Annotated in this window: 18 protein-coding genes and 1 pseudogene; 4 read left to right on the forward strand and 15 right to left on the reverse strand. The window is 71.2% G+C overall.

Annotated features, from left to right (window positions below; genetic code table 11):
* Window positions 1–352: 352 nt before the first annotated feature.
* The 3 genes from ACWGH4_RS09850 to ACWGH4_RS09860 form a co-directional block, all read right to left on the reverse strand.
* On the reverse strand, window positions 353–526 hold the full coding sequence (locus ACWGH4_RS09850; RefSeq protein WP_005309793.1) for a hypothetical protein: 174 nt from the start codon (window positions 524–526) through the stop codon (window positions 353–355).
* A 128-nt stretch (window positions 527–654) separates the two neighbouring features.
* The gene (locus ACWGH4_RS09855; protein WP_453457964.1) at window positions 655–1,287 is read right to left on the reverse strand and encodes a response regulator; all 633 of its coding nucleotides are present in this window, start codon (window positions 1,285–1,287) and stop codon (window positions 655–657) included.
* Window positions 1,284–2,468 carry a sensor histidine kinase gene (locus ACWGH4_RS09860; RefSeq protein WP_453457966.1) on the reverse strand — a complete coding sequence of 395 codons (1,185 nt, stop codon included), beginning with the start codon at window positions 2,466–2,468 and terminating at the stop codon, window positions 1,284–1,286. Before ACWGH4_RS09860 ends, ACWGH4_RS09855 begins: the two co-directional genes overlap by 4 nt.
* A 110-nt stretch (window positions 2,469–2,578) precedes the next feature.
* On the opposite strand from ACWGH4_RS09860, the gene ACWGH4_RS09865 reads away from it, so the two are divergent.
* The 3 genes from ACWGH4_RS09865 (at window position 2,579) to ACWGH4_RS09875 (ending at window position 7,741) form a co-directional block, all read left to right on the forward strand.
* Window positions 2,579–3,643 carry an ABC transporter permease gene (locus ACWGH4_RS09865; protein WP_453457969.1) on the forward strand — a complete coding sequence of 355 codons (1,065 nt, stop codon included), beginning with the start codon at window positions 2,579–2,581 and terminating at the stop codon, window positions 3,641–3,643.
* Window positions 3,640–4,326, forward strand: a complete 687-nt coding sequence (locus ACWGH4_RS09870; RefSeq protein WP_453457972.1) for an ABC transporter ATP-binding protein — start codon at window positions 3,640–3,642, stop codon at window positions 4,324–4,326. The genes ACWGH4_RS09865 and ACWGH4_RS09870 overlap by 4 nt, the downstream gene beginning before the upstream one ends.
* A gap of 118 nt (window positions 4,327–4,444) precedes the next feature.
* Window positions 4,445–7,741, forward strand: coding sequence for a GH92 family glycosyl hydrolase (locus ACWGH4_RS09875; protein WP_453457975.1), 3,297 nt, complete (start codon window positions 4,445–4,447; stop codon window positions 7,739–7,741).
* An 89-nt stretch (window positions 7,742–7,830) separates the two neighbouring features.
* Here the strand turns inward: ACWGH4_RS09875 and ACWGH4_RS09880 are convergent.
* From ACWGH4_RS09880 to ACWGH4_RS09935, 12 genes and pseudogenes are all read right to left on the reverse strand, one after another.
* A pseudogene (locus ACWGH4_RS09880) lies at window positions 7,831–8,035 on the reverse strand (MFS transporter); the annotation flags it as partial.
* A 319-nt stretch (window positions 8,036–8,354) separates the two neighbouring features.
* Complete coding sequence (locus tag ACWGH4_RS09885; protein ID WP_453457977.1) at window positions 8,355–9,893, reverse strand: ABC transporter substrate-binding protein; 1,539 nt, start codon at window positions 9,891–9,893, stop codon at window positions 8,355–8,357.
* Between the two features lie 135 nt (window positions 9,894–10,028).
* Entirely contained in the window at window positions 10,029–11,978 is a 1,950-nt protein-coding gene (locus ACWGH4_RS09890) for a hypothetical protein (protein ID WP_453457980.1), read from the reverse strand.
* Between the two features lie 402 nt (window positions 11,979–12,380).
* Window positions 12,381–13,364 (reverse strand): LuxR family transcriptional regulator, encoded by a 984-nt coding sequence (locus ACWGH4_RS09895; protein ID WP_453457982.1) that lies wholly within the window; start codon window positions 13,362–13,364, stop codon window positions 12,381–12,383.
* 379 nt (window positions 13,365–13,743) lie between these two features.
* Entirely contained in the window at window positions 13,744–14,436 is a 693-nt protein-coding gene (locus ACWGH4_RS09900) for a GntR family transcriptional regulator (RefSeq protein WP_453457985.1), read from the reverse strand.
* A 41-nt stretch (window positions 14,437–14,477) separates the two neighbouring features.
* Entirely contained in the window at window positions 14,478–15,842 is a 1,365-nt protein-coding gene (locus ACWGH4_RS09905; RefSeq protein ID WP_453457988.1) for an aldehyde dehydrogenase family protein, read from the reverse strand.
* A gap of 20 nt (window positions 15,843–15,862) precedes the next feature.
* Complete coding sequence (locus tag ACWGH4_RS09910) at window positions 15,863–16,864, reverse strand: proline racemase family protein (protein ID WP_453457991.1); 1,002 nt, start codon at window positions 16,862–16,864, stop codon at window positions 15,863–15,865.
* A 71-nt stretch (window positions 16,865–16,935) separates the two neighbouring features.
* Complete coding sequence (locus ACWGH4_RS09915) at window positions 16,936–17,832, reverse strand: dihydrodipicolinate synthase family protein (RefSeq protein WP_453457994.1); 897 nt, start codon at window positions 17,830–17,832, stop codon at window positions 16,936–16,938.
* Window positions 17,833–17,930: 98 nt separating this feature from the next.
* On the reverse strand, window positions 17,931–19,355 hold the full coding sequence (locus ACWGH4_RS09920) for an FAD/NAD(P)-dependent oxidoreductase (protein WP_453457997.1): 1,425 nt from the start codon (window positions 19,353–19,355) through the stop codon (window positions 17,931–17,933).
* On the reverse strand, window positions 19,345–19,656 hold the full coding sequence (locus ACWGH4_RS09925; RefSeq protein WP_453457999.1) for a (2Fe-2S)-binding protein: 312 nt from the start codon (window positions 19,654–19,656) through the stop codon (window positions 19,345–19,347). The genes ACWGH4_RS09920 and ACWGH4_RS09925 overlap by 11 nt, the downstream gene beginning before the upstream one ends.
* Window positions 19,653–20,843: an NAD(P)/FAD-dependent oxidoreductase gene (locus tag ACWGH4_RS09930; RefSeq protein ID WP_453458002.1), complete on the reverse strand. Its 1,191-nt coding sequence runs from the start codon at window positions 20,841–20,843 to the stop codon at window positions 19,653–19,655. Before ACWGH4_RS09930 ends, ACWGH4_RS09925 begins: the two co-directional genes overlap by 4 nt.
* Before the next feature lie 134 nt (window positions 20,844–20,977).
* Window positions 20,978–21,958 (reverse strand): transcriptional regulator, encoded by a 981-nt coding sequence (locus ACWGH4_RS09935; protein ID WP_453458005.1) that lies wholly within the window; start codon window positions 21,956–21,958, stop codon window positions 20,978–20,980.
* A 456-nt stretch (window positions 21,959–22,414) separates the two neighbouring features.
* Here ACWGH4_RS09935 and ACWGH4_RS09940 point away from each other — a divergent pair, with 456 nt between their 5' ends.
* Window positions 22,415–23,641, forward strand: coding sequence for a metalloprotease (locus ACWGH4_RS09940; protein ID WP_453458007.1), 1,227 nt, complete (start codon window positions 22,415–22,417; stop codon window positions 23,639–23,641).
* Window positions 23,642–23,689 lie beyond the last annotated feature (48 nt).

A 23,689-nucleotide genomic window follows, 5' to 3' on the forward strand; every position in this document is an offset into this window, starting at 1 on the left:
GCGCGGGGCCCCCGGGGTTGTGGCGGGGGGGCCCGGCGGGCAAGGTTTGGGTGGGGCCCCCCCCGCCCGGCGGCGGCGGGGGGGCCCCCCCGGCCCCCCCTGGGGTGGGGGGGGGGCCCGGGGCGTCCGCCGGTGGGTACACGGTACGGGCGGCGCGTGGCCGACCCTGGAGCCGGGTCCACCGGTAGTCGTCCGGTGCGCCCGCCTCCACGGACTACGTGATCACACGCATCTCTTCGCTCCTCGTGCTCCGCACGGATCCGGTCCGCCGGGCGGCGGAAGAGTGCGGCGGGTGTCCCGGCCGCGACCGTGCCGCCGCCCCGTGGGCGTCCCGGCGCACGCGGTGACGCGGTCAGCGCCTGAAGCCGTGCTTCGAATTCTCCTTGGTTTCGCGCGCCCTGCCCCGTGTCTCCAGGGCGGCGCCCTTGGCAGCGGTGGTCTCCTTGCCCATCGCGTGGGCCGCCTTCCGCACGGCCCTGCCGACAACCTGCTCGGCCTTGGCCTTGGCCTTCTCTCCGGCACTCATGTCGGTCCTTTCGTAGCCTCCACCTCTGCGGCTGCCCGAGCCGCAGGGCCGGAAACCGATCGCTTCGCGCGAGTGGAGGGGCTCCGGCCGCGTCGCGTTCGCGCCCCCGGAGCCGGGACCGTGCGGGATCACCGTCGGATCAGCCTCCGCGCCGTCGCCGCCGCCACAGCCGACGTGCGAGAGTCGACGCCCAGCTTGGCGAAGATGTGCACCAGGTGGGACTTCACCGTCGCCTGGCTCAGGAAGAGCCGCTTGCTGATCTGAAGGTTCGACAGGCCGTCGCCCACCAGCTGGAGCACCTCCAGCTCGCGTTTGGTCAGCGCCTGCGCCGGGGTGCGCATACGGTCCATGAGGCGGTGCGCCACCGCCGGGGCCAGCGCGGACCGGCCGGCCGCCGCCGTGCGGACCGCCGCGGCCAGTTCCTCCGGCGGAGCGTCCTTCAGCAGATAGCCCGCCGCGCCGGCCTCCACCGCCGCGAGGATGTCCGCGTCGGTGTCATACGTGGTGAGGATCAGCACCCGGGGGCCGTCCGGGAGCGCGCTGATCGCCGCCGTCGCCTCCGAGCCGTGCATGCCCGGGCCGAACTGGAGGTCCATCAGCACCACGTCGACACCGCCCACCGCGGCCCGCCGCACCGCCGCCTCCGCGGTCGCCGCCTCGCCGACGACCTCGAAGTCGGTCTCGGTGTCGAGGACCGCGCGCAGTCCCGCCCGTACGACGGGATGGTCGTCGGCGAGCAGCAGACGGATGGGCCCGGTCATGCGGCGCGCCCCGTGGCCGACGCGGGCAGCGGCAGGGTGAGGGCGACGGCCGTGCCCTGGCCGGGCGCGGACTCGACGCTCAGCGTCCCGCCGAGCGAGCTCGCCCGCGAGCGCATCGCGCGCAGCCCGAAGCTGCCGTCACCGCTGGGTGCCGCGTCGGGGTCGAAGCCTCGGCCGTCGTCGACGACGTCCAGCGACACCGAGGTGTCCATGTAGCTGAGGGTGATCTCCGCCCGCGAGGCGGCAGCATGGCGCTCGGTGTTGGCGAGCGCCGACTGCGCGGTCCGCAGCAGTGCCACCTCGTAGGGCGTGGGCAGCTCCACGGGCGTGCCGCTGACGTCGAACCGCACCACAGGGCCGTTGGCTTTCGCGCACAGCCGCTCCAGCGCGCCGGCCAGCGAGCCGCGTTCCAGGTCCGGCGGGGAAAGGGCACGTACGAACCGGCGGGCCTCGGCCAGGTTGTCCTGCGCCGCACGACGCGCCTGCCGGACGTGCCGGGCGGCCGGGTCGTCCTCGTCCAAGGCCCGTTCCGCGGCGCGCAGCAGCAGCTGGATGCTGGACAGGCCTTGTGCGAGCGTGTCGTGGATCTCGCGGGCGAGCCGTTCCCGTTCGGCCAGCGTCCCCGCTGTGCGTTCGGCGGCGGCGAGTTCGGCGCGGGTGGAGACCAGTTCGTCGATCAGCCGGCGACGGCTCTCGCTCTCCCGGTACAGCGCCTGGTAGCCGAGCACGGTCGCCACCGCGACGGCCGCGCCCAACAACGGTCCGATGAACGTGCCCGGGGTGACCGTCTGCCCGTGCAGCAGGAAGCTCCCGATCGCGGCGGCGGCCGTCGCCGCCACGGCGGCCAGGCCCCACCGCACCGGCAGCAGATGCAGCTGGAGGAAGTACAGCGGGAACGCCACCCACAGCGCGTCCGGCGAAAGGACCAGCAGCGCCAGCCACGTCGCGCCGAGTGCCGCCAGCCACAGGGCTGCGGCACGCCCGGAGCGATGCACTCCGGGTGTGAGGACACCCGCCGCGTACACGGCCGCGACCAGCGCGGCCGTGGTCACGACCGCGTACGCCTGCGGTTCACCGCCGGTGACGGCCCGCACGGCGGCCAGCGCCAGCAGTCCGGCCAACAGGGCATGCAGACACACGCGCAGTACGCGCACGACGGGGGTCAGGGTCCGGGAGTCCATGGTCACTCCAGCGTAAGCACGGCGCCGGGTGACCGGCTCAATCAAAAGGTTGAGACGGATACGCACCGGAGTGCGATGTCCGGGCACGCCGCGCGCACCAGGCTGGAGCCATGTTCGTCGCATGGAGAGACCTTCGCTTCGCCAAAGGGCGGTTCGCGCTGATGGGCACGGTCGTCGTGCTGATCACCCTGCTGGTGGGACTGCTGTCCGGGCTCACCGCCGGCCTGGCCAGGGAGAACACCTCAGCCGTCACCGGCCTGCCGGCCGACCGCCTGGCTTTCGCCGCGCCACCGGGCGGCCGGCCCGTCTCGTTCGCGAACTCGGCCGTCACCCCGAGCCAGTGGCACGGGTGGGCCGCCCGCCCCGGCGTCACGGCCGCCGCCCCGCTGGGCATCCGTACGCTGAATGCGACCGCAGGGAAGCGTACGGCCGCCGTCTCCGCCTTCGGCAGCGAGCCGTCGGCCGGGCTCGCGCCGCGTCCGGTGCGCTCCGGCGAGGTCGTGCTCTCCGAGCCGGCCGCGGACGAGCTCGGACTGCGGGAGGGCGACCGGGTCCGGCTGGGCACGCTGGACGCGGCCGTCGCCGCCGTCGAGGGCGACGCCTCCTACTCCCACACCCCCGTCGTCTGGACGGCGCTCGACGACTGGCAGCGCCTCTCGACGGGCCCGGCGGCGACCGTGATCGCGCTGACCACCACCGGCGGTGCCGACATCGCCGCGGCCGACGAGGCGATCGGCACGCGGACCCGCACCGTCGACGACGCGCTGGACGCCATCGGCTCCTACCGGTCGGAGAACGGCTCGCTGCAACTGATGCGCGGCTTCCTGTTCGCGATCTCGGCCCTCGTCATCGGGGCGTTCTTCACGGTGTGGACGATCCAGCGCAGCGGTGACGTGGCCGTGCTCAAGGCGCTGGGCGCCTCCACCCGCTACCTGCTGTACGACGCCCTCGGGCAGGCGGTGGTGATGCTCGCCGCCGGGACCCTGCTCGGCACCGGGCTCGCGGCCGGTGCCGGGGTGCTGATCGGCGGCGGCGACGTGCCTTTCGTGCTCGACGCTCCGACCGTCCTCGTCCCGGCCGCCGTGATGATCGTCCTCGGCGCGGCCGGGGCGGCCCTGTCCGTCCGACGGATCACCGCCGTCGACCCGCTGACCGCACTGGGGAGCGCACGATGAGCCTGCTGCTCGACGACATCACCCTCACCTATCCCGACGGCCGGGGGCGGCTGACCGCACTCGACCGGGTCGCTCTCGACGTTCCCGCCGGTTCGCTGACCGCCGTCGTCGGACCGTCGGGTTCCGGCAAGTCCAGCCTGCTGGCCGTCGCGGCGACCCTGGTCACCCCCGACAGCGGCCGGATCGTCGTGGACGGCGCCGACACGGCCGGGCTCGGCCCGGCGGCCAAGGCCGCCCTGCGCCGGGAGCGCATCGGCATCGTCTTCCAGCAGCCGAACCTCCTGCCGTCGTTGACGGCGGCGGAGCAGTTGCAGGTGATGGCCCATGTCTCCGGCCGGCTCGCGCGCTCCGCCCGCGGCAGGGCCCTCGAACTGCTCGACGCGGTCGGCCTCGCGGCCGAGGCCGGCCGCCGGCCGCACCAGCTGTCGGGGGGCCAGCGCCAGCGGGTGAACATCGCCCGCGCGCTGATGAACGACCCGGCCGTGCTCCTCGTCGACGAGCCGACCAGCGCGCTCGACCACGAGCGGGGCGCTGCGGTCCTGGACCTGCTGGTGGGCCTGACCCGCGAACGGGCCACGGCGACGGTGCTGGTGACGCACGACCTGGCGCATCTGGAACGGATGGACCGCACGGTCACCATGACGGACGGCCGCCTCACGCCCGCGCTCACCGCGTCGCTCTGAGGGGCGCCACGGACCGGTCTCCCCGGCGTCCGGGAAATCGGTCCAAGGCGTTGACAACGATGTCAGATGCATGGTCAAGTCTCCGCGCCGGTCCATGGATTTCAGGAGAGGGACGCCCATGCACCCACTGCTCAGGAGAATACGGGCGCGCACGACGCGGGCCGCCGCCCTTCCGCTGGCGGCCGCCATGGCGTGGGGCGGGCTCCTCGCCCCCGCTCCCGCCGCGCAGGCCGCCGCGCCGGTGGCCGAGGACCCCGCCGCGCTGGTCAACCCCTTCGTCGGCACACAGAACTTCGGCAACACCTTCCCGGGCGCGAGCGCCCCGTTCGGCATGGTGCAGGTCAGCCCGGACACCGGCGGACAGGGCGGCTACGACTACCAGCAGGACAGGATCCACGGGTTCAGCCAGACCCATCTCTCCGGCGTCGGCTGCTCCGTCGCCGGCGAACTGCCCCTGATGCCCACCACCGGAGCGGTCGACACCGTCGATCCGTCCCGCTACCGGTCCGCCTACTCCCACGACGACGAGGACGCCGAGCCCGGCTACTACCGCGTCGGCCTGAAGACGTACAGCATCGACGCGGAGCTCACCGCCACGCCCCGCACCGGCTGGCAGCGCTACACCTTCCCCGCGACCGGTCAGGCCAACGTCCTGTTCAACACCGGCAAGGCCAACCAGCGGGTGTACGACTCCGAGGTGCATGTCGTCGGCGACCGCACCGTAGAAGGCCGCGTGGAGGCCGGGAACTTCTGCGCCGGCAAGGACCGCCACACCGTCCACTTCACCGCCACCTTCGACCGGCCCTTCGCCTCGCACGGCACCTGGCGCGGCGACACCCGCACCCCCGGAGGCCGTGACGCCGGGGGCGAGGGCGGCAACGGCGCCTGGGTGACGTTCGACGCGGCCGACGACCGCGACGTGGTCGTCAAGGTCGGCCTGTCGTACACGGGCATCGAGGGCGCGCGCAAGAACCTGGCGGCCGAGACCGGCGACTCGTACGACTTCGACGCCACCCGCGCCGATCTGCGGGCCACCTGGCAGCGTCAGCTCCGCTCCGTCGAGGTCGGCGGGGGCACCGTCGAGCGGCAGCGCGCCTTCTACACGGCGCTCTACCACGCCCAGTTGCACCCGAACCTCGCCGGCGACGTGGACGGCCGTTACGCCGGCTTCGACGGCAAGGCGCACACCGCGGACGGGTTCACGCCGTACCAGAACCTCTCCCTGTGGGACACCTACCGGCCGCAGAACCAGCTGCTCGAGCTGCTCCAGCCGCAGGTGGCCCGTGATGTGGCGCTCTCGGTCGTCGCCGCCGGACGCGACGGCGGCTGGCTGCCGCGCTGGGCGCTCGCCAACAGCGAGACCAACATCATGACCGGCGACCCCGTGACGCCGTTCCTCGTCGAGGCCTGGTCCAAGGGGCTGCTCGCCGGCCACGAGGAAGAGGCGTACGCACTCCTGCGCAAGAACGCGACCAGCACCCCGCCCGCCGGTTCGCCCTACAACGGCCGTTCCGGGGTGGAGCACTACAAGGAGCGCGGCTACGTCCCCTCCGGCCTGGAGCTCGGCAAGGACTGCGCGGACAAGGGCGGCGACAACGACTGCAAGCACCCCGCCTCCGCGACCCTCGAGTACGCCGCGGCCGACGCCTCGCTGGCCCTGATGGCCCGTGAGCTGGGCCACGCGGAGGACGCCCGGACGTTCGCGGCGCGCGGCCAGTGGTACCGCAACCTGTGGGACTCGGGGATCGGTCAGTTCCGGCCGCGTACGGCCGGGGGGACGTGGCTGACGCCGTACGACCCGGTCGAGGCGGCCCACCAGTTCCACGAGGGCGGCGCGCACCAGTACCAGTGGCTGGTGCCGCAGGACCCGGCCGGGCTGGTCGCTCTGATGGGCGGCAGGTCCGCCACCGAGAAGCGGCTCGACTCCTTCTTCGCTTACGACAAGCTGCTCACCGATCCGGAGCGCACGGCCCGCGAGGACTGGATCTCCGCGCCGTACGACTACTACGGCAAGCCGACCTACAACCCGAACAACGAGCCCGATCTGCACGCCCCGTACATGTACCTGTGGGCGGGCGCGCCCGCGAAGACGGCGACCGTCGTCCGCGCGGCGATGACCCTGTTCACCAACGGCCCCGACGGCATGACCGGCAACGACGACCTGGGCACCATGTCCGCCTGGTACGTCTTCTCCTCCCTCGGCCTCTACCCGACGATGAGCGGCGGCGACTTCCTCGCCGTCTCCAGCCCGCAGTTCTCCTCCGCCGTCGTCCGCGTCGGCACGTACGGCGAGGAGCAGGGCGGCACCCTGACGATCAAGGCGCCGGGCGCGAGCGATACCACCCGCTACATCCAGCGGTCCTCGTTCGACGGCCGCGACCTGCGCCGGACCTGGCTCGACTGGGACGCCGTCGCCCACGGCGGCACCCTCGCCCACGAACTGGGCGACGAGCCGTCCTCCTGGGGCACCGGCAGGAGCGCGGAGCCGCCCTCGGTGAACCGCGCGGCCGCCGACTCCCGCAGCCGGCTGGACGCCTCCCTGCGGGCAGGCTCCGACGTCGTACCGCGGGGCGACACACCGCAGACCGCCCACCTCGCCCTCGACGTGCTGGGCCAGGCTCCCGGCGCGCTGCGGGTCACCGTGCGGGCGCGGACCCCTGAGGGCTGGGCGGTGCGGATGCCGACGTCCTTCACGCTCGACTCCCGCCGGCTGCCCGTGCAGCGCACGGTGGAGGCCGAGGTGAACGTGCCGGCGGGGACCGCGCCTGGCTCCTACCCGGTGCGCATCGAGGTGACGGGCACCGGCGTGGAGAGCCTGGTGCGGGAGGCGACCGTCGAGGTCCGTGAGCCGAACCGGTGCGCGACGGCGAACGGCGGCCAGTGCGCGGTGGATCTCTCCCGGGAGGCGAACCACGACGGCACCGCGACCGTCGCCGCCTCGGACGAGGGCGACTTCGACGGCGGCGGCTGGAGCTACGACGCCGCACTGCTGCCGAAGGCCGGCCCGGTGACCTGGGACGGCGTGACGTACCAGGCGCCCGACGCGTCCGGTACGGCCGCCAACTTCACCGAGGCGCGCGGGCAGTCGATGCTCCTGCCGGCGGGGCGGCACAGCGCGCTCCGGCTGGTGGCGGCCGCCCACAACGGCACGGTGGCCACGACGATCACCGTCCGCTACACCGACGGCACCAGCGCCGAACTGCCCGTGACCGTGGGCGACTGGGCGGGCTCGGCACCCGGCGGCAGCACCGTCGCGCTCGACATGGACCACCGGATCCGGCGGGGCCAGGGCGTCGACGGTCCTTCGGTACGGCTGTTCGCGACGTCGGCGCCGCTCGAGGCCGGGAAGACGGTGCGTTCGCTGAGCCTGCCGGACGACCCGCGGGTGGAGGTGTACGCGCTGACGCTGGTCTGAGGCACGGTGCGGGGCCCGGGACCGCGTTCGCGCGGTCCCGGTTCTCGTCCACCGGTGCTTCGAACCGTGGCCGGACACGATGTGCGGGCTCATGAGCCTGCTCGTGTCCGGGGGCGGCAACCGCTGAGCCGCGCCCCCTGGTCCTTCTCGGTGGCGACGGCGGAGGCGGAGACGAGCGTCGCAGCGGCGAGGCTCCCCCCAGAGGGCGGCCGCGCCGTGGGGTACGAGAGCGGTGATGGCCGCCGGGGAGACGGCGAGGCCGAAGCCGGTGGAGAGCTCGAAGCGGGCGAGGGGAACCCGCCGCCGATCCGCCACAGAGTGAGCGACCAGCGTGCGGGTTCCGCGTCCGAAGCGTCCAAGAATTCGCGAACTCGCGCGCTTCCGTCCCTGGCCCAGTCGATGCCGCCGCGCGCCGTACGCTGGAAACGCGCAAGCTCAGGTGCGACCCCTTCCAGGGCCGCAACCGCCGAGGCAGGGTGGCCAGTCACCGATGAGGCACCTGGGTGCCAATGAGACCGTCCACATGGACAGACTGCCAGGTCAAGGATCCGTCCCTTCACCGGTGTCCAGCCAAGAGAAGCGACCTCTTAGCCGGGGCCTCGTGAGGCAGGAATCAGAGCCGGTCCAGCTTCCACAGGCGGTAAATACCTGTGCCGTCCGTCAGGTAGTGGGCGCCGGTGACTTCGGGCGTGGTCACGACGTGGTCCTTGCGCTGCCACAGTGGGATCAGCGGGACGTCCTCGACAACCTCGCGCTGGATGTCCTTGAACGCGGACATGGCGGACCCTCGCTCGCTGTGTCGCTGTGTCTCCCGGATCAGATTGTCGATGTCCGCGGAGGTGTATCCGGTGTGGAGGACGTTGTTCCGACCCACCAGTCCCTGGATGAAGGTGTCCGGGTCGGGGTAGTCCGGTACCCAGCCGAGGGTGTACGCGTCGAACTCACCGCTCGAGTACCGCTTCTGGAAGCGTTTCCAATCAGCCTCGCCCCGGAGCTCCACCCGGAACAGCCCGCTCGCCTCCAACTGACGTTTCAGTTCCCGCGCCTCCACAGCGCCGGTACCTTCTCGGTGTCCCAGCGTGAAGGTGACGGGGAGCGCCACGTCGGCGGAACGGAGCAGTTGCCTGGCCCGCCGGGAGTCGGGGGTCGGGTATGCGTCGAAGAACGCCGTGTTGTGTCCTGCGACGCCCTGGGGGACGACTGAGTAAAGGGGCGTGACCGTGTTCTGGAAGGCATCGGTCGTCAGCCGGCCGCGGTCGACAACCGCGGCGACCGCCCTGCGCACGCCCAGGTGTGCCATCGGCGATCCCTCGCCGTCGTTCAGCACCAGGTTCTGGGTCTCCGTGCTTTCCAGCGTGGTCAGACGGATGCGGGGATCGTTCTGGTCCATCTCCGCCAGGGCGCGCGAGGGCAGGCCGCGATGGACGACGTCGACCGCCCTGACACGCCACGCAGCCTCCAGGTCCTGCGCGGTCCGGTAGTAGCGGATGCGGACGGGTATGCCCTCGTCAGTGGCCGAGCCCTTGTACCGGGGATTCGGCTTCAGGAAGATTTCCTCGTTCTCGGTGTAGGACGACACCATGTAGCGGCCAGAGCCGACCACCGTGCCGGTGCGCAGTCTGTCCGCCGGGAACTCGGCCGGATCGACGATCGATCCGGCGCCGGTGGCGATCTTCGAAGGCCATGTCGCGTCCGGAGCTTTGAGGTGGAAGGTCACCGTGGACCCCTGGGCCTCCACCGACTGCAGCGAGCTGAGCAGCATTCCTGGACCGTGTGGGGCCTTGATCCGCAGGATGCGGTCGAAGGAGTGCTTCACCGCTGCGGCGGTCACCTTGTGACCGTTCGAGAACCGCAGGCCGTCTCGGAGCCGGCACCGGTACGTCATGAGATCCGAGCCTGCGAAACGGCAGTCCTGGGCCGCGTCGGGCTGAGGCACGGGTGATCCGGGCTTGAACGTGAGGAGGCTCTGGTAGACGTTGCTGTACAAGGTCCAGGACCCTACGTCGTACGCCCCTGCCGGGTCGTTGTGCGACACAGCATCGGTCGTCCCGATGACGATGGGCTTCTCCTCCTCGAGCGGGAGCACGTGCAGCCCACCCGCGACCAGCAGGGCGAGGCAGGCCGCCGCGAGCCCCAAACGGGTCCACTTCATGTGTTTTCGATCTGCTTTCCGTGTCGAAACGCGCTGTGGCGCGAACCGCGCCTGTCGGCCGCGCGAGTTGAGTCCGGCCGTTCTCACCGGCATCACCGATGCGGGGGAGAACGGCCGGGATCCGTAGAGGCGGGGTCAGCCTGTGGTGGTGTACACCGAGAAGTCGTCCATCAGGAAGTCGGTCTGCTCTCCGTCGTCTTCGGTGCTCACCCAGCGCAGGGTGACGGTCTGCCCGGCGAAGCGGCTGAGGTCGATGACGCGCTTGGTGTAGGCGGGCGCCTTGTTGCTTCCCAGCCAGGTGTAGAGCGTGGTGGTCTGGCCACCGGCGATGACCTGGAACTTGAGGGTGTCGTCCTCGGACTTTTCGGGCTCGGTGCTCTTCACCTTCAGGTGGAAGTCGAGCAGCGTGGTGCCGTTGGCGGGGATCGTCACGCCACTCTGGCTCAGGGTGTCGGTGCCGGCGGAGCCGTTGCCGCCCATCCACACGTAGTAGCTTCCGGTGCGGGGGGTCTCCCACCTGTAGGTGCCCACGACTCCGTTGTCCCAGGTCCATCCGGTGCCCTGGTTCTCAAGGCCGCCGTTGACGATGTTCTCCTGGCGCGGCACGTTGCGGTAGTCGATCGTGTACCGGTACAGGATGTCGCGCGCCGCCTCGCCGACGGACAGTTCGTTGCTCTGCGCCCGGTCGAGCTTGAACCACTCCTCGAAGGTGTCGGAGTAGTGCTGGTCCATGTTGCGGAACGTCGCCTGCGGGCCGCCGTCGAGCTCGCGCCACAGCGCGATCATGGCACCCGCGACGCGGCCCTCGGTGGTGGCCGCGTTGTCGGGGTTGGTGCGTGCCGGCGCGAGCGTGGTGTCCTGGAAGCCTGTCTGGGTGAGGTCCATCCAAGTGTCAGGGGTGTAGTAGTAGCGGCCGTCACCCATGACGTAGCCGGCGATCGCGTTCGGGAAGCCTTCGGTCCAGCCGCACCACGGTCCAGTAGCGCGGTGCAGGGCGTGCGGGGACGGGCAATCCCCGTTGCCCCACGTCCAGTTGTACAACAGGTGCTGGAAGTTGTGACCTGCTTCGTGGACGACGGGATGCCGGGCGTCGGGCATCTCGTCGGTCAGGAAGACCGAGCGCACCTGGGGGTCGTAGTAGCCGCCGTTCTCGTTGCCGGGCGCCCATCGCGCCTTCAGCCGGGAGCAGTTGCTGCTCTCCGCCATGGTCCAGCAGCCGGTGCCGGAACCGCGCACGTCGTAGACCTCGTTGTGCACGTCGTACGCGTCGAAGGCCGGCATGTGGGCGGCGCCCGGGGACAGCCGGCCGAAGCTCTGCGTCGTGCCGACCGGTACGTCGGTGACCGCCTGGGACCAGGTGTGGTACGGCGCAGTTCCCTTCATGTCGGTGACCACCCAGAACGGAGAGGTGGTGGAGAACTCCACCCACATCTTCGGGAGCGACGCACCGTCGTGGTCGAAGCAGAGCTGGTAGGAGCCGTCCACCGCATCGGTCAGTCCGGAGGCGAGCTGGGTCGTGGTGCCGCCCTGGGTCCGCTGGCCCTTGACGGCGACGGTGAAGCGCCTGCCGGGCTTCCAGTCTCCCCGGTAGGTGGCGTACGTCAGGTATCCGGTGGCACATATTCGGCCCGCGGTCGCCTGCTGCCGGGCGGCATCCTTCTTGCCGGCGGTTTTCTGATTCTCGACCGTGATCCCGTCGCTGTGCTGGGCTTCGAACCCGTTGCCGCTGAGGCCCTTCCGGGAAGTCCCGGCGGTCGTGCCGACGGTGATCTCTTCCGTCGCGTGGGCGGTGTGCTGCACGATCGGGTTGGCCAGGTCCACGACGTCGGCCTCAATCTGGGCCGGGCCGGCCTGGTCCGCGGTCACGGTGAAGCTCACGGAGTCGCCGGACTCGTCGAGTTTCAACTCTCTCGTGACGACGGCGTCGAGACCTCGCTTCTGCGGTGCGCTGAAGCCGTCGGAGGTGATCCGCAACCCTTGGGGCAGTCTGATCGACAGCTGGGCGCGGTCGATGTCGACCTTGGAGTCCAGCGTGACGGTGACCTCGGCGCTCTGCCCGACAGCCGGGGCACGGTTCAGGGTCACATCCGCGCTGATGCACCTGGAGGGCAGGTGACTCCTGCTGCCTCCGGGTGGGGCGAAGGTGCAGAGTTCTTCGGATGGCTTGGGAGCAGTCGTGGCCGCCGGTGCGGCTCCGGCGCTCTGCGGCAGCAGGGTCAGCGAAAGTGCCGCAGTCAGCAGCAGTCCCGCTCCCCGGGCCGCCCGGGAGTTGAGTGTTTGGTGTCTCATGGCGGCACAGAGTCGGGCAGGCCGCCGAAGCCGTGTACCAGATCCCGCCAATGGCACTGTTCAGCCACGTTCAGGGGGCATTGCTCGGCGCCGGGGGTCCAAGTGGAGGCACTGCGGAGGGCCGGCGACGGTAGCGCCCGCGGTGACCGGGCGCGCACCCGTGCGTGCGGGTCGGAGCAGGACGTGTGCTCCGGTGGCTCAGAGCCAGCCGCGGCGCTCGGCCTGCAGGGCCATCTGGAAGCGGGTCCTGGCGCCGAGTCGGGTCATCAGGATCTCCATACGGCGGAAGAGCGTGCGCCGGCTGACACCGATTTCCCGTGCGATGACGTCGTCCGCGACGCCCGCAGCGAGCAGGGACAGCAGACGACGGTCGGCGGGGAGGAGCCGCTGCTGCGGCTGCGGATCGCCGCCGTGGAAGGGTATGGCCAGCTCCCAGGACTGCTCGAACAGCCCGATCAGGGCGGAGAACAGCCCGCACGGCTGAACGATGACCACGGTGTTGTGTACGTCGGCCTCACTGATGGAGAGCGACACCAGCGCGTAGGCCTCGTCAATGATGACGAGCTTGACCGGGAGTGAGGGGAGCACCCTGCGCTGCTCGCCCGCGGCGAAGAACGGCTCGATCTCGGCCAGGTAGCCGGGAACCTCCAAGGCAGCGCGCGAGTAGATGACGCGCTGCCTGACGCCACGGCTGAGGGTCTCCATCGCGTCGTCGAACGCGGTGTCGATGGGAAAGTACGGCGGAGTGTCGAACTGGCGGATCTGCTCCCGCGCACTGACCCACGCCTGACGGATTCTCGGGCCGACGGCCTCACCGGTGACGACCTCCACGAAGCCCTCGTTGTACTCCGTCAGCCGCTGGCGCCGGAATGCGTCGAAGGCCCCGGCGACGGCGACGCGGGAGGCGTCGAGCTCGGCGGCGCGTTGCCGGCCCAGTACCTGCAGTCCGGTGGCCGGCGGCACGGGCGCCACCACGTCCTGGTCGCTGCCGACCGCGCTGGCGAAGCCGGCATCGACGAGCTCGGCGTATGCCGCGGACAGCGCCGAGCCCGCCAGCCCGCACGCGGATGCCACATCGGCCATCGGCGCGGGCCCCACCTCCAGGAGCGCCTGGTAGACCCGCGTCGCGTCAGCGCCGAGCCCCAGACGGCGGAGAGCCTCATCGATCTTTGAATTCGCCATGTGCCGCAACCTACAAGTGGCTGGCTTTTCTGTGCCAGTGGCACAGAAGGGCAATCCAGTCGAGAGAACGGGGACAGCGCATGCTGGGTCCTGTCGGCTGTCGTCCGCGGTCACCGGCCAAGCCGGCTCTCGCGGAGCTCAGGTGGCGAGGGGGCGCGCCGGGGTGGTGTGCGCCCCCTCGCCCGGTGGGACGCACTGGGGTTGCGTCCCCTCGTCCGGCTTACGGACGAGGCGGGAGAGCCCTGAACCAGGGAGGGTTGGAGAAGTCGCGCCGACTGTCCGCCAGGCGCAGCGCCGTACTGCGTGCCGTCGGCGCTGGACAGACCGAACAGCGGCGCGGAGCGGACCTGGATCTCCTTGCCGCGGACCGCGTTGTTCCTTACTCCTTGTCGTCTGTTTCCTCGGATGCCCAGATGCCACGGACATGCCCCAGATGGCGGGTCGTGATCTTCGCGACTTGGTCCCGATCGCGAGCGAGCAGGGCGTCCAGGATTTCCAGGTGCTCGTCGGCGGAGGCTTTGAGTCGGCCTTCGGTGACGAGTGCGTTGAGGCCGTACAGCCGGGACCGGGTGCGCAGATCGCTCACCACTTCCACCAAGTGCTGGTTGCCCGACAGGGACAGCAAGCCGAGGTGGAAGCGCAGATCCGCCGCGATGTAGGCAACGAGGTCCCCGGCCGTGGCGGCGGTGACGATCTCCTCGGCGACCGGCCGCAGGGCTTCCAGCGCCGCGGGATCGGCCGTCAGGGCGAGGTCCGCGGTGGTCGGGATCTCGATGAGCGCCCGGATGTGCGTGTACTCGTCCAGTTGCCGGTCGGACAGTTCGGTCACCCGGAACCCCTTGTTGGGGACGGCGATGAACAGGCCCTCCTTGGCCAGGTCCAGCATGGCCTCGCGTACCGGCGTGGCGGACACCCCGAACCGTGTGGCGAGGTTGGGCGCCGAATAGACCTCGCCGGGCCGCAGTTCACCGGCGACCATCGCGGCGCGCAGTGCGTCCGTCACGCGTTCGCGGTAGCTGCGGCGCGTGCCGGCCAGCACGGGCAGGTGGGGGTCGGTCGGCTTGGCGGCCACGGGAGTCCCTCTCAGTGCAATGTTATGTGGTACCAGGGTATCTAGGTGGCCGGCAGCATCGTCACCGTCCTGGTCCGGGTGTAGAAGGCCATGGCTGCCTCTCCCTGTTCGCGCGGGCCGTGGCTCGATGCCTTCTCGCCGCCGAAGGGCAGATGGAAGTCGACTCCGGTGGTGGGGGCGTTGATCTTCACGAGGCCGGTGTCGAGCCGGTCGGCGCAGTGCAGCGCGGCGTCGAGGTCAGCGGTGTGGACGGACGCCACCAGCCCGTAGCGGACCGAGTTGGCCTGGGCGATGGCCGCGTCGAGGTCGGGGGCGCTGAACAGGGCGGCGATCGGCCCGAACACCTCCTCGGTCGCCAGGACGTGTCCGTCGGGGACCCGGTCGACGAGCGTGGGCAGGACGTAGGCGCCGTCGAGGTCGACCGGAACCGCGCCACCGCTCAGGATGCGGGCACCGCGGGCGGCTTCGAGTGTGCGATCGCGGGCTTCGGCGGAAATGAGCGGCCCGCACACCGTGGCCGGGTCCGTGGGGTCGCCCACGCGCAGCTGTGACAGTCGCACGGCGAGAGCTTCGGCCAGGGGCGCGCTGTCGCCGACCGTGATGATCCGCCGGGTGGCCGTGCACTTCTGACCGGCGTACCCGGCCAGCGCCGCCGCCAGTTGAGCGGCGGTCGCCTCGACGTCGGCGTCGGGGAGTACGACAGCGGCGTTCTGGCCGCCCATCTCGGCCTGAACGGGGATGCCGCGGCTGGTGGCGTCGCGGACGATGCGGCGGCCGACGGTCGTGGAGCCGGTGAAGGACACCACGTCCGCCGAGGCCACCAGGGCCTCCCCCTCCTCGGGGCCGCCCGGCACCACCGCGAACAGGCCCCCCGGCAGTGCGCCGCCGAGCAGTTCGGCCAGGCGCAGCGCGCAGGCGGTCGCGGGGGGCGCCGGCTTGAGTACAGCCCCGTTGCCTGCCGCGAGCGCGGGTGCCGCCTTCCAGACGGGGATGGCCAGCGGGAAGTTCCAGGGGGTGATGAGGCCGGCCACTCCGTGTGGGCTGCGCCGGGTGAAGAGCAGTCCGTCTCCGGCGGCCGGCTCGTGGAGGGTGCCGACGGAGCCGTAGGGCTGCTGGGCGTAGTAGCGGAGGATGGCCACAGTGCGGGCCACTTCGGCGCGGGCCTCGGCGAGCGGTTTGCCGACCTCGCGGCAGACCAGTGCCGCGAGTTCCGGCGCCGCGTCCTCCACGCGCCGTGCGGCGGCGTGCCGCGACGCCGCACGGGTGCCGGCCCCGCCGCGTGACCAGGCGCAAGCGGCCTCGCGGGCTCGGTCCACGACGGCCCGTACCCGGTCGGCTCCGGTGCCCGCAATACGCAGCACGGTGTCCGAGGGGTTCGCTGGATTGTGGCTGACGAGGGTGGTCATACGGGGATCGCTCCTGGGCGTCACAGTAGGAATCCAGCAGGGAAGGGGTCGGTGGGATCGAGCAGGTACTGGGCGGTGCCGGTGACCCATGCCCGGCCGGTAATGGTCGGTACGACGGCGGTGTGCCCGGCGACGAGGGTTTCCTCGACCAGCCGCCCGGTGAACCGGCTGCCGATGAAGGACTCGTTGATGAAGTCCTGGTGCAGAGGCAGCTCGCCCCGTGCGTGGAGTTGAGCCATGCGCGCGCTGGTTCCCGTGCCGCATGGTGACCGGTCGAACCAGCCGGGATGAATGGCCATGGCGTGCCGGGAGTGGCGGGCGGTGGAGCCGGGAGCCAGCAGTTGGACATGATGGACGCCGTGGATGGACGGGTCCTCCGGGTGGACCGGCGGGGTGTCGGCGTTGATGGCGGACATGAGGGCCAGTCCGGCGGCCAGGATCTCGTCCTTGCGTGTCCGCTCGAAGGGGAGGCCGAAACTCTCCAGCGGCACGATGGCGTAGAAGTTGCCCCCGTAGGCCAGGTCGTAGGTGATGGCGCGTCCGTCGGGCAGGCCGGCGACGAGGTCCTGGCCGACGCTGAAGGAGGGCACGTTGCGCAGGGTGACGGACCGTGCGGCGCCCTCTTCGACGGCGACCTCCGCGACGACGAGTCCTGCGGGAGTGTCGAGACGGATGGTGGTGACCGGTTCGGTAACCGGCACTATGCCGGTTTCGACCAGGACGGTCGCGACGCCGATCGTGCCGTGCCCGCACATCGGAAGGCACCCGGATACCTCGATGAAGAGGACACCGTGATCGGCGTCGGGCCGGGTCGGCGGCTGGAGGATGGCGCCGCTCATGGCGGCGTGGCCGCGCGGCTCATACATCAGAAGCGTCCGCAGATGGTCCATGTGCGTGCGGAAGTACTCCCGGCGCTCGGCCATGGTGGCGCCCGGAATGGTCCCGACACCGCCGGTGATGACTCGGGTGGGCATGCCTTCGGTGTGCGACTCCACCGCGTGAAGGACAGTGCTGCTGCGCATGGATGGGCTTTCTGTCTCGGGGACGGTGAGGTGACGGGGATGCTGCTGGGACGAGCCGCGCGGCCGGCAGGTCAGCCGAGCCCGTCGGCGAGCGCCTTTTCGGTCACTGCCCGGATCTCCGCCTCCTGTTCCGGCAGAAGCGGCATGCGGGGCGGGCGGCAGGGGCCACCGGGTCGGCCCGCGATGTCCATGGACAGTTTGATGGCCTGGACGAATTCGGTCTTGGAGTCCCAGCGCAGCAATGAATGCAGCCGCCGGTAGAGCGAGCTTGCCGCGGTCTGATCACCCGAGACGGCGATGTGGTAGAGCTGGGCGGTGACGCGAGGCAGGGCGTTGGGGTAGCCGGCCACCCAGCCCTTGGCGCCCGCAGCTGCGAGTTCCAACAGCACATCGTCCGCACCGATCAGCAGGTCCAGTTCGGGGGCGAGTTCGGCGATCTGGTAAGCGCGCCGCACGTCGCCGGTGAACTCCTTGACCGCGTGGATGTGGCCCTCGGCGTGCAGAGCGGCAAGCAGTTCCGGGGTCAGGTCGACCCGGGTGTCGAGGGGATTGTTGTAGGCCACGATGGGCACCCCGGCCGCGGCCACCTCCGCGTAGTGGGCGGTGACCGATCGGGTGTCGGAACGGTAGGCGTTGGGCGGCAGCAGGAGCACGGAGCCACACCCAGCCTCACCCGCGTGCTCCGTCCACCGGCGGGCCTCGGCGCTGCCGTACGCGGCGACCCCCGGCATGACGCGCTGCCCGCCGACGGCGGCGACGGCCGTCTCGACCACTCGGGCCCGCTCATCGGGGGTGAGCACCTGGTACTCGCCCAGCGAGCCGTTGGGCACTACGCCGTCGCAGCCGTTGGCCACCAGCCAGGAGCAGTGCTCGGCGTAGGCGTCGAAGTCCACGGACAGATCCGCGCGGAACGGGAGGGTGGTGGCGACGAAGATTCCGCGCCAGGGGTGGTTGGCGGGCACGGTCATGAGAATTCTCCCTGCTTTCGATGGAGCTATTGGTGTGTGACATTGGTGTGTGACATTGCACTGTGTTGTGGCGTTGGGCCCGGACTCCCGGCACCGGTTCAGTCGCGCCTGGTTCGCCCTTGCTGGGCCTCCTCGTTCCCGTGGCGCGGTACACGGGCCAGCACTCCGAGGGGCACCGGGTGCGCGAACGGGCCCGGTGTGGGGCGGTCCGGGCAGCCGGCCAGTGCGGCCACGGCGGTGCCGCACATCCGGCCCTGGCACCAGCCCATGCCGGCCCGGGTGAGCAGTTTGACCGTGCGCGCGTCGCCCGCCAGTTCCGCGACCGCCGTGCGGATCGTGCCTGCCGTCACCTCCTCGCAGCGGCACACCACGGTCTCGGCCGGGAGGTGCGCGGGCCATTGGGCGGGCGGCGCGTACAGCGGGTCCACGACGGTGAAGAACCGGCGCGAACGGTCGCGGACGCGAGCGGCGCCGGCCCATCCGGCCGGGTCCGGCGCCCGGCCGGACAGTCGTGCCGCCGCGGACATGCCGGCGATGTGTCCTTCCGCCAGGGACAGGCCCGATCCGCCGATGCCGGTGGTCTCGCCGGCGGCCCAGACGCCGGACACGGTCGTGCGTTGTTCGGTGTCCACGTGCACGCCTCGGTCTTCGGTGCGACACCCGAGGGTCCGGGCGAGCGCGGTGTGCGGCAGCAGGCCGTGACCGACGGCGACGGTGTCGCAGGCGAGGTACCGCTCGGTGCCCTTGCGTGGCTGCCCCCGCTCGTCGACGGCGGCGACGGTCACGCCCTCCACCCGGTCGGTGCCGTGCGCCTTGACGACGGCGCGGCGGGTCAGCACGGGGACGCGGTGGCGGACCAGCGCGGCCGCGTATCCGGCGCCCTCGGCCAGTTTGGCCGGGTGCCTGGCGAGCGCGGCGGCGCGCCGGAGGAAGGCCAGCGGGTCCGCGGCCTCGACGAGTGCTGCGACCTTGGTGCCCGCGGCGGCGAGTCCGGTGGCGACCGGGAGAAGGAGCGGCCCCGTGCCGGCCACGACGGCCCTGGCCCCGCACGAGGACAACGTGCCCTTCAGCATGGCCTGGGCGCCTCCGGCGGTGACCACTCCGGGGAGGGTCCAGCCGGGGAAGGGCAGCACCTGCTCGTACCCGCCGGTGGCCAGCAGCAGGCCGTCCGCCGCCGTCGTGACGGACTCTGCGCGGCCTTGGCCGCTCAGCGCGTGGACGGCGAAACCGGTGCCGGTTCGTTCGGCGCACCACACATGGTGTTCTGCCCGGTGTGTGATCCGGCCGTCGGCCAGATGCGCTTCGAGCCGGCCGCGCAGCCGCAGCCAGGTGCTCCACTGGTGGTGCAGTGCCTCGGGGCGGCGTGCTTCCAGGTCAGCGGCGGGTTGCCGGTAGAACTGTCCCCCCGGTGCGCGGGCGGCGTCCATAAGCGTGACCCGCACACCGCCGTCGGCGGCGGCCAGCGCTGCGGACAGGCCGGCGGGACCGGCGCCCACCACGACGAAGTGGGGCTCAGTGCGCATCGTGTCCGGTTCCTTCCTGGGTGCGGACGTCGGCCCCGGGTACGGCCGGCACGAGGCAGGCGCGCTGATTGGGACGCCCGTCGACGATCACGAGGCAGTCGAAGCAGACCCCGATGCCGCAGAACACCCCGCGCGGGCGAGAGTCGCCGCGCGTGGTGCGCCACGAGGTGATTCCGGCTGCCCACAGTGCCGCGGCCACAGTCTGTCCGGGCTGTGCCCTGACGTCGTGACCGTCGAAGGTGAGGGCGAACCCCGGACCGGGTTCCGCTCCGGCCAGTTCCAGGGGGGTGCGGGCTCTCATGGTGTCTCCTGGTGCGCGGATGAGTCGACGGGCTCGGAAAAGCGGTCGGGCCGAAAAGGCTCAAGAGCCAGATCCGGAGTCCGATCGGTGAGTACCTGGGCGATCAGATGTCCGGTGCCGGTGGCCAGACCGATGCCCGCGCCCTCATGGCCGCAGGCGTGCAGGAGTCCCGGGACACGGGGATCGCGGCCCACGACGGGAAGATGGTCGGGCAGGTAGGGGCGGAATCCCAGATAGGAGCGCATCACCCGCACCTCTTCCAGGAAGGGGAAGAGCCGTGTCGCGCCGGCCGCCAGAGCCGCAGTTGCCGTCAGGGAGAAGGTGCGATCGAAACCGACGCGTTCGCGGCTCGCTCCGATCAGCACCGGCCCGGCACGGGTGCCCTCCACGACCGGTGATGTCTGCAGAGCCGCCGAGTCGCTGGCCACGTCGGCCACGTAGTCGGCGGCGTACACCTTGTGCCGGATCAGCGGTGGCAGCGGCTCGGTGACCAGCACGAACCCGCGGCGTGGCATGACCGGGAGAGTGACCTGGGCCAGTGCCGCGACCGCTCCGCCCCAGGTGCCGGCCGCGTTGACGACCGCCGAGGTGTGCACATCGCCCCGGCTCGTACGGGCTCCATAGACGGTGCCTCCGCGTGTGCGCAGCACTCCGGTGACGTTGGCCCCGAGGAGCGTACGCGCCCCGGCTGCTACGGCGGCCTTCACCAGATGGGCGGCGGCCAGCGTGGGCATCACCTGGGCGTCCTGAGGGTAATGGATGCCGCCGGCGAGGCCAGGTGCGAGCAAGGGCTCGAGGTCGTGCAGTTCGTCCGCCGCCACGGCCGATGCCCGGACCCCTGCGGCGCGCTGGCCCTCCGCGAAGGTCTCCAGCGCGCGCAGGCCGCAGGTATCGGATGCCACCACCACTCCGCCCTTGGGCTCGTACTCGACGGCGGCACAGAATTCCGGGCAGGCGGCCAGGTCGTGCCACAAGCGGGAGGAGAGCATGGCCAGGTTCAGCTCGGGGCCGGGTTCCTTGTCGGAGACGAGTAGGTTGCCCTCACCGGCGCCGGTGGTGCCGCCGGCCACGTACCCGCGGTCCGCCAGGATGACGCGCAGCCCGGATGCTGCGGCGTAGTAGGCGCATGCGGCACCCACCATTCCCGCCCCGATGACGAGGACGTCGCACGTCAGTTGCTTGCTCACGGCAGTAATATGTCACACACCGCTGGCTCCGCCAAGGGAACGCCCCAAGTCGGTTCCGCCCGGGAAAGCCTCAGTGGGCGCAACCGGTGCAGCAGACGTGCCCAGCGGGTTCACGGCCCTTCGCCCCCCGCCTCTCAGGGGCTCCACTGCCACCGGATGCCCATGGCGCAGGGTGCGAGGTCGAGGCCGACGACATGCACGTACCCGTCGGCCGTGAGCGGCAAGGGCCGCTGCGTCTCCTCTCCGTCGTACTGGAGGGAAAAGGAGTAGCAGCGCACAGGCACCGCGTCCGGATCGAACAGCACCTCTACGGCGCAGTCGCGCACCGGCCCCTGAAGATGCATGACGGCCTCGTCGGCCTGCGGACGGGCCGTGACGTGTTCGAGGGTGTACTCGACGATCACCGTCTCTCCGCGCTCGAGCGGCCGGTCCAGCATGAGCTCCGCTGCCAGGGCCCCTTCCTCCGGGTCGCTGTGGACCACTCCCAGGCGCCGGGGATTGCCGGCCCGCACCACGGGCGGCGGGCTGGGACGGTCCGCGCGGTAGCCGATGACGTAGCGGTCCGGGCCATTGCTCTCTGCGCGCAGAACCAAGCGGTTCCACATCAGGTGGGCCCTGCGCTCGTGGTCGACCTCCATGCGGTGGTGCCGGCTCAGGCAGGTGAGGTGGCTGGTCCAGCGGGTTTCGATTCCGCTCAGCGCCGTGTCGAGTCGGCCCGACCACGCGTCGGACATGCTGGGCCGTCGGGCCACGCTGTTCAGCCAGCGCCCTCTGGGCTTGGGTGGCGCGAGGAGGGCGGCCAGCGCGCCGGGGGCCACGTCGAGGACCTCTTCCAGTACGGCCAGGGCCGCCAGGGCGTGCGGCCGCTCGGGCCGGTGCCTGCCCGACTGCCAGGAGCTGATCGTGGCGGCGCTGATCGGGACACCCCGTAGTCGCAGCCGGTTCTCCAAGCGGCTGAGGGGCAGACCTCGAACCGTCACCGCGGCGCGCAAGGCCTCGCTGAACGGGCCGACTTGCAGCAGGTCGGCCAGTGCCGGCGCGTGTGCGTGCCCAGGTACGGCCCCGGCTTCCGGGGCGCGGGCCGGACGCGGGGACGGTGCGGGCTGAGGGGGCATGGTGAGAGCCGCCTTCCATCTCGGTACTGGAGCGAAGAGCTTCCGGCCCGCAGCCGCCGGCGGGTGGCGCGCATGGTAGCCGCACCGGTTCGCCGTCGCACAGTCACCGTCCGGATCGCCGCGGGAAGCCGGCCCGGCGGAAAAGTCACAACGCTTAACGGCACCGAGCTCTTCTCCTCCGCGTCCGTGCTCCGGAAAAGTGTCACTCGCCCGGCCGTGGAACCAGCACGGCATCGGGCCTTGAGACGGACCGGCCGCAGACGCCCACAAGGCTCCCTTCCCCCCAGGTGGGGGCGGCCACCGCTCACATACATCCTGCCTCGGCCCTCGGCCTCGGCGGCAAGGAGAAGACACGCGCGGTCCAGGACATTGGGCCAAGGACCGCCGTGCGCCTACCCCCCCACACACAACGCCTGCCGGGCCGCACCGCCCGGTCACGCCTCCCAGGAGTGCACCTTGAGCATCCGCCCCCGACATCTCTTCCGGACCCAGGTGCCGCCTGACGAACCGGTCGGCACCAGGCGCGCGCGCCATGCGAAGAAGAAGTCGCTGGGCGCCGTCGCCGTGGCTGTGGGCGCGGCGCTGGTCGCCGTCTCCTTCGCGACGAACCAGGACGCCGACGCGGCCTCCCCCCGCACCTGTCTCAACGGCACCCTCGCCTTCCACCACCTGGACGCCGAAGCAGGCACCTCCAAGCCTGACGCCACCCAGGTGGCCCGCAACGCCAACTGGGAGCTGTGGGGAGCGACCAGGAAGGGCAGCGCCGCCCGGAAGCTGGCCGGCGGGATCACCAACGCCTCGAACGGCTCGTTCTCGGCCTGCTACAGCGGCGCAGCATCGCTCAGCAACGCCCATGTGCGCTTCAACTCCGCCTCCAACAGCATGTGGAGGGTGGTGAAGAAATGGGACGACACTACCCGGTACACCTTCAACAGCCGCAGCCTCGCGAACATCAGCGGCGACAAGGACCTGGGCACCGTCATGGTGCCGTCCTCGATGGAACGGGCGTGGAAGATCGTCGACACGCTCAATCTGCTGTACTGGAAGCGCGGCACGTCTTCCGCGTGCTGGACGGGCAACCGGTCCGAGGACTCCTGCCCCACGCTCACCTTCGCCTGGGGCCAGAACAACGAGGAGGGCGGGTACTGGGACCACCCGTCCAACTCGGACGACACCAGCAACGGCACCGACTTCGTCCTGCTGAGCGGTGACATGCCCGACTCGAAGCACACGATCCTGCACGAGGCCGGCCACTGGCTGCAGTACCAGCTCTACGGGGACTGGTGGCCCGAGGTGACGGGCTGCAACCCGCACTTCGTCGAGAAGAAGTCGTCGGACACCTGCGCCTGGACCGAGGGATTCGCAGACGCGGTCGCCGCCTACGCGCTGAACGACTACCGCTACGTCAGCGAGGACGGCGGGTCCGTCTCCTTCCTCAACGACTCCACAACTCCGGGCTGGGCCGAGGGCGACGAAGTGCAGGGACGCGTATCCAGCTCACTGCTCGACCTCTGGGCGGATGCCGACGGCGGCACCTGGAACGACACCATCGCCGCCATGACGAAGACAGTGAACCGGAGCAGCGACTTCTACGACTACTTCACCCGGGTCCGCAAGAACGCGTCGCTGAGCACGACCGGAACCGCCGAGGACATCATCAGGCGGCACACCATCAAGTACTAGCGCCGGTCGCGGCACGAGAACGGGCCGCACCCGAGGAGGGGTGCGGCC

This window comes from Streptomyces sp. NPDC054847, assembly GCF_053610925.1.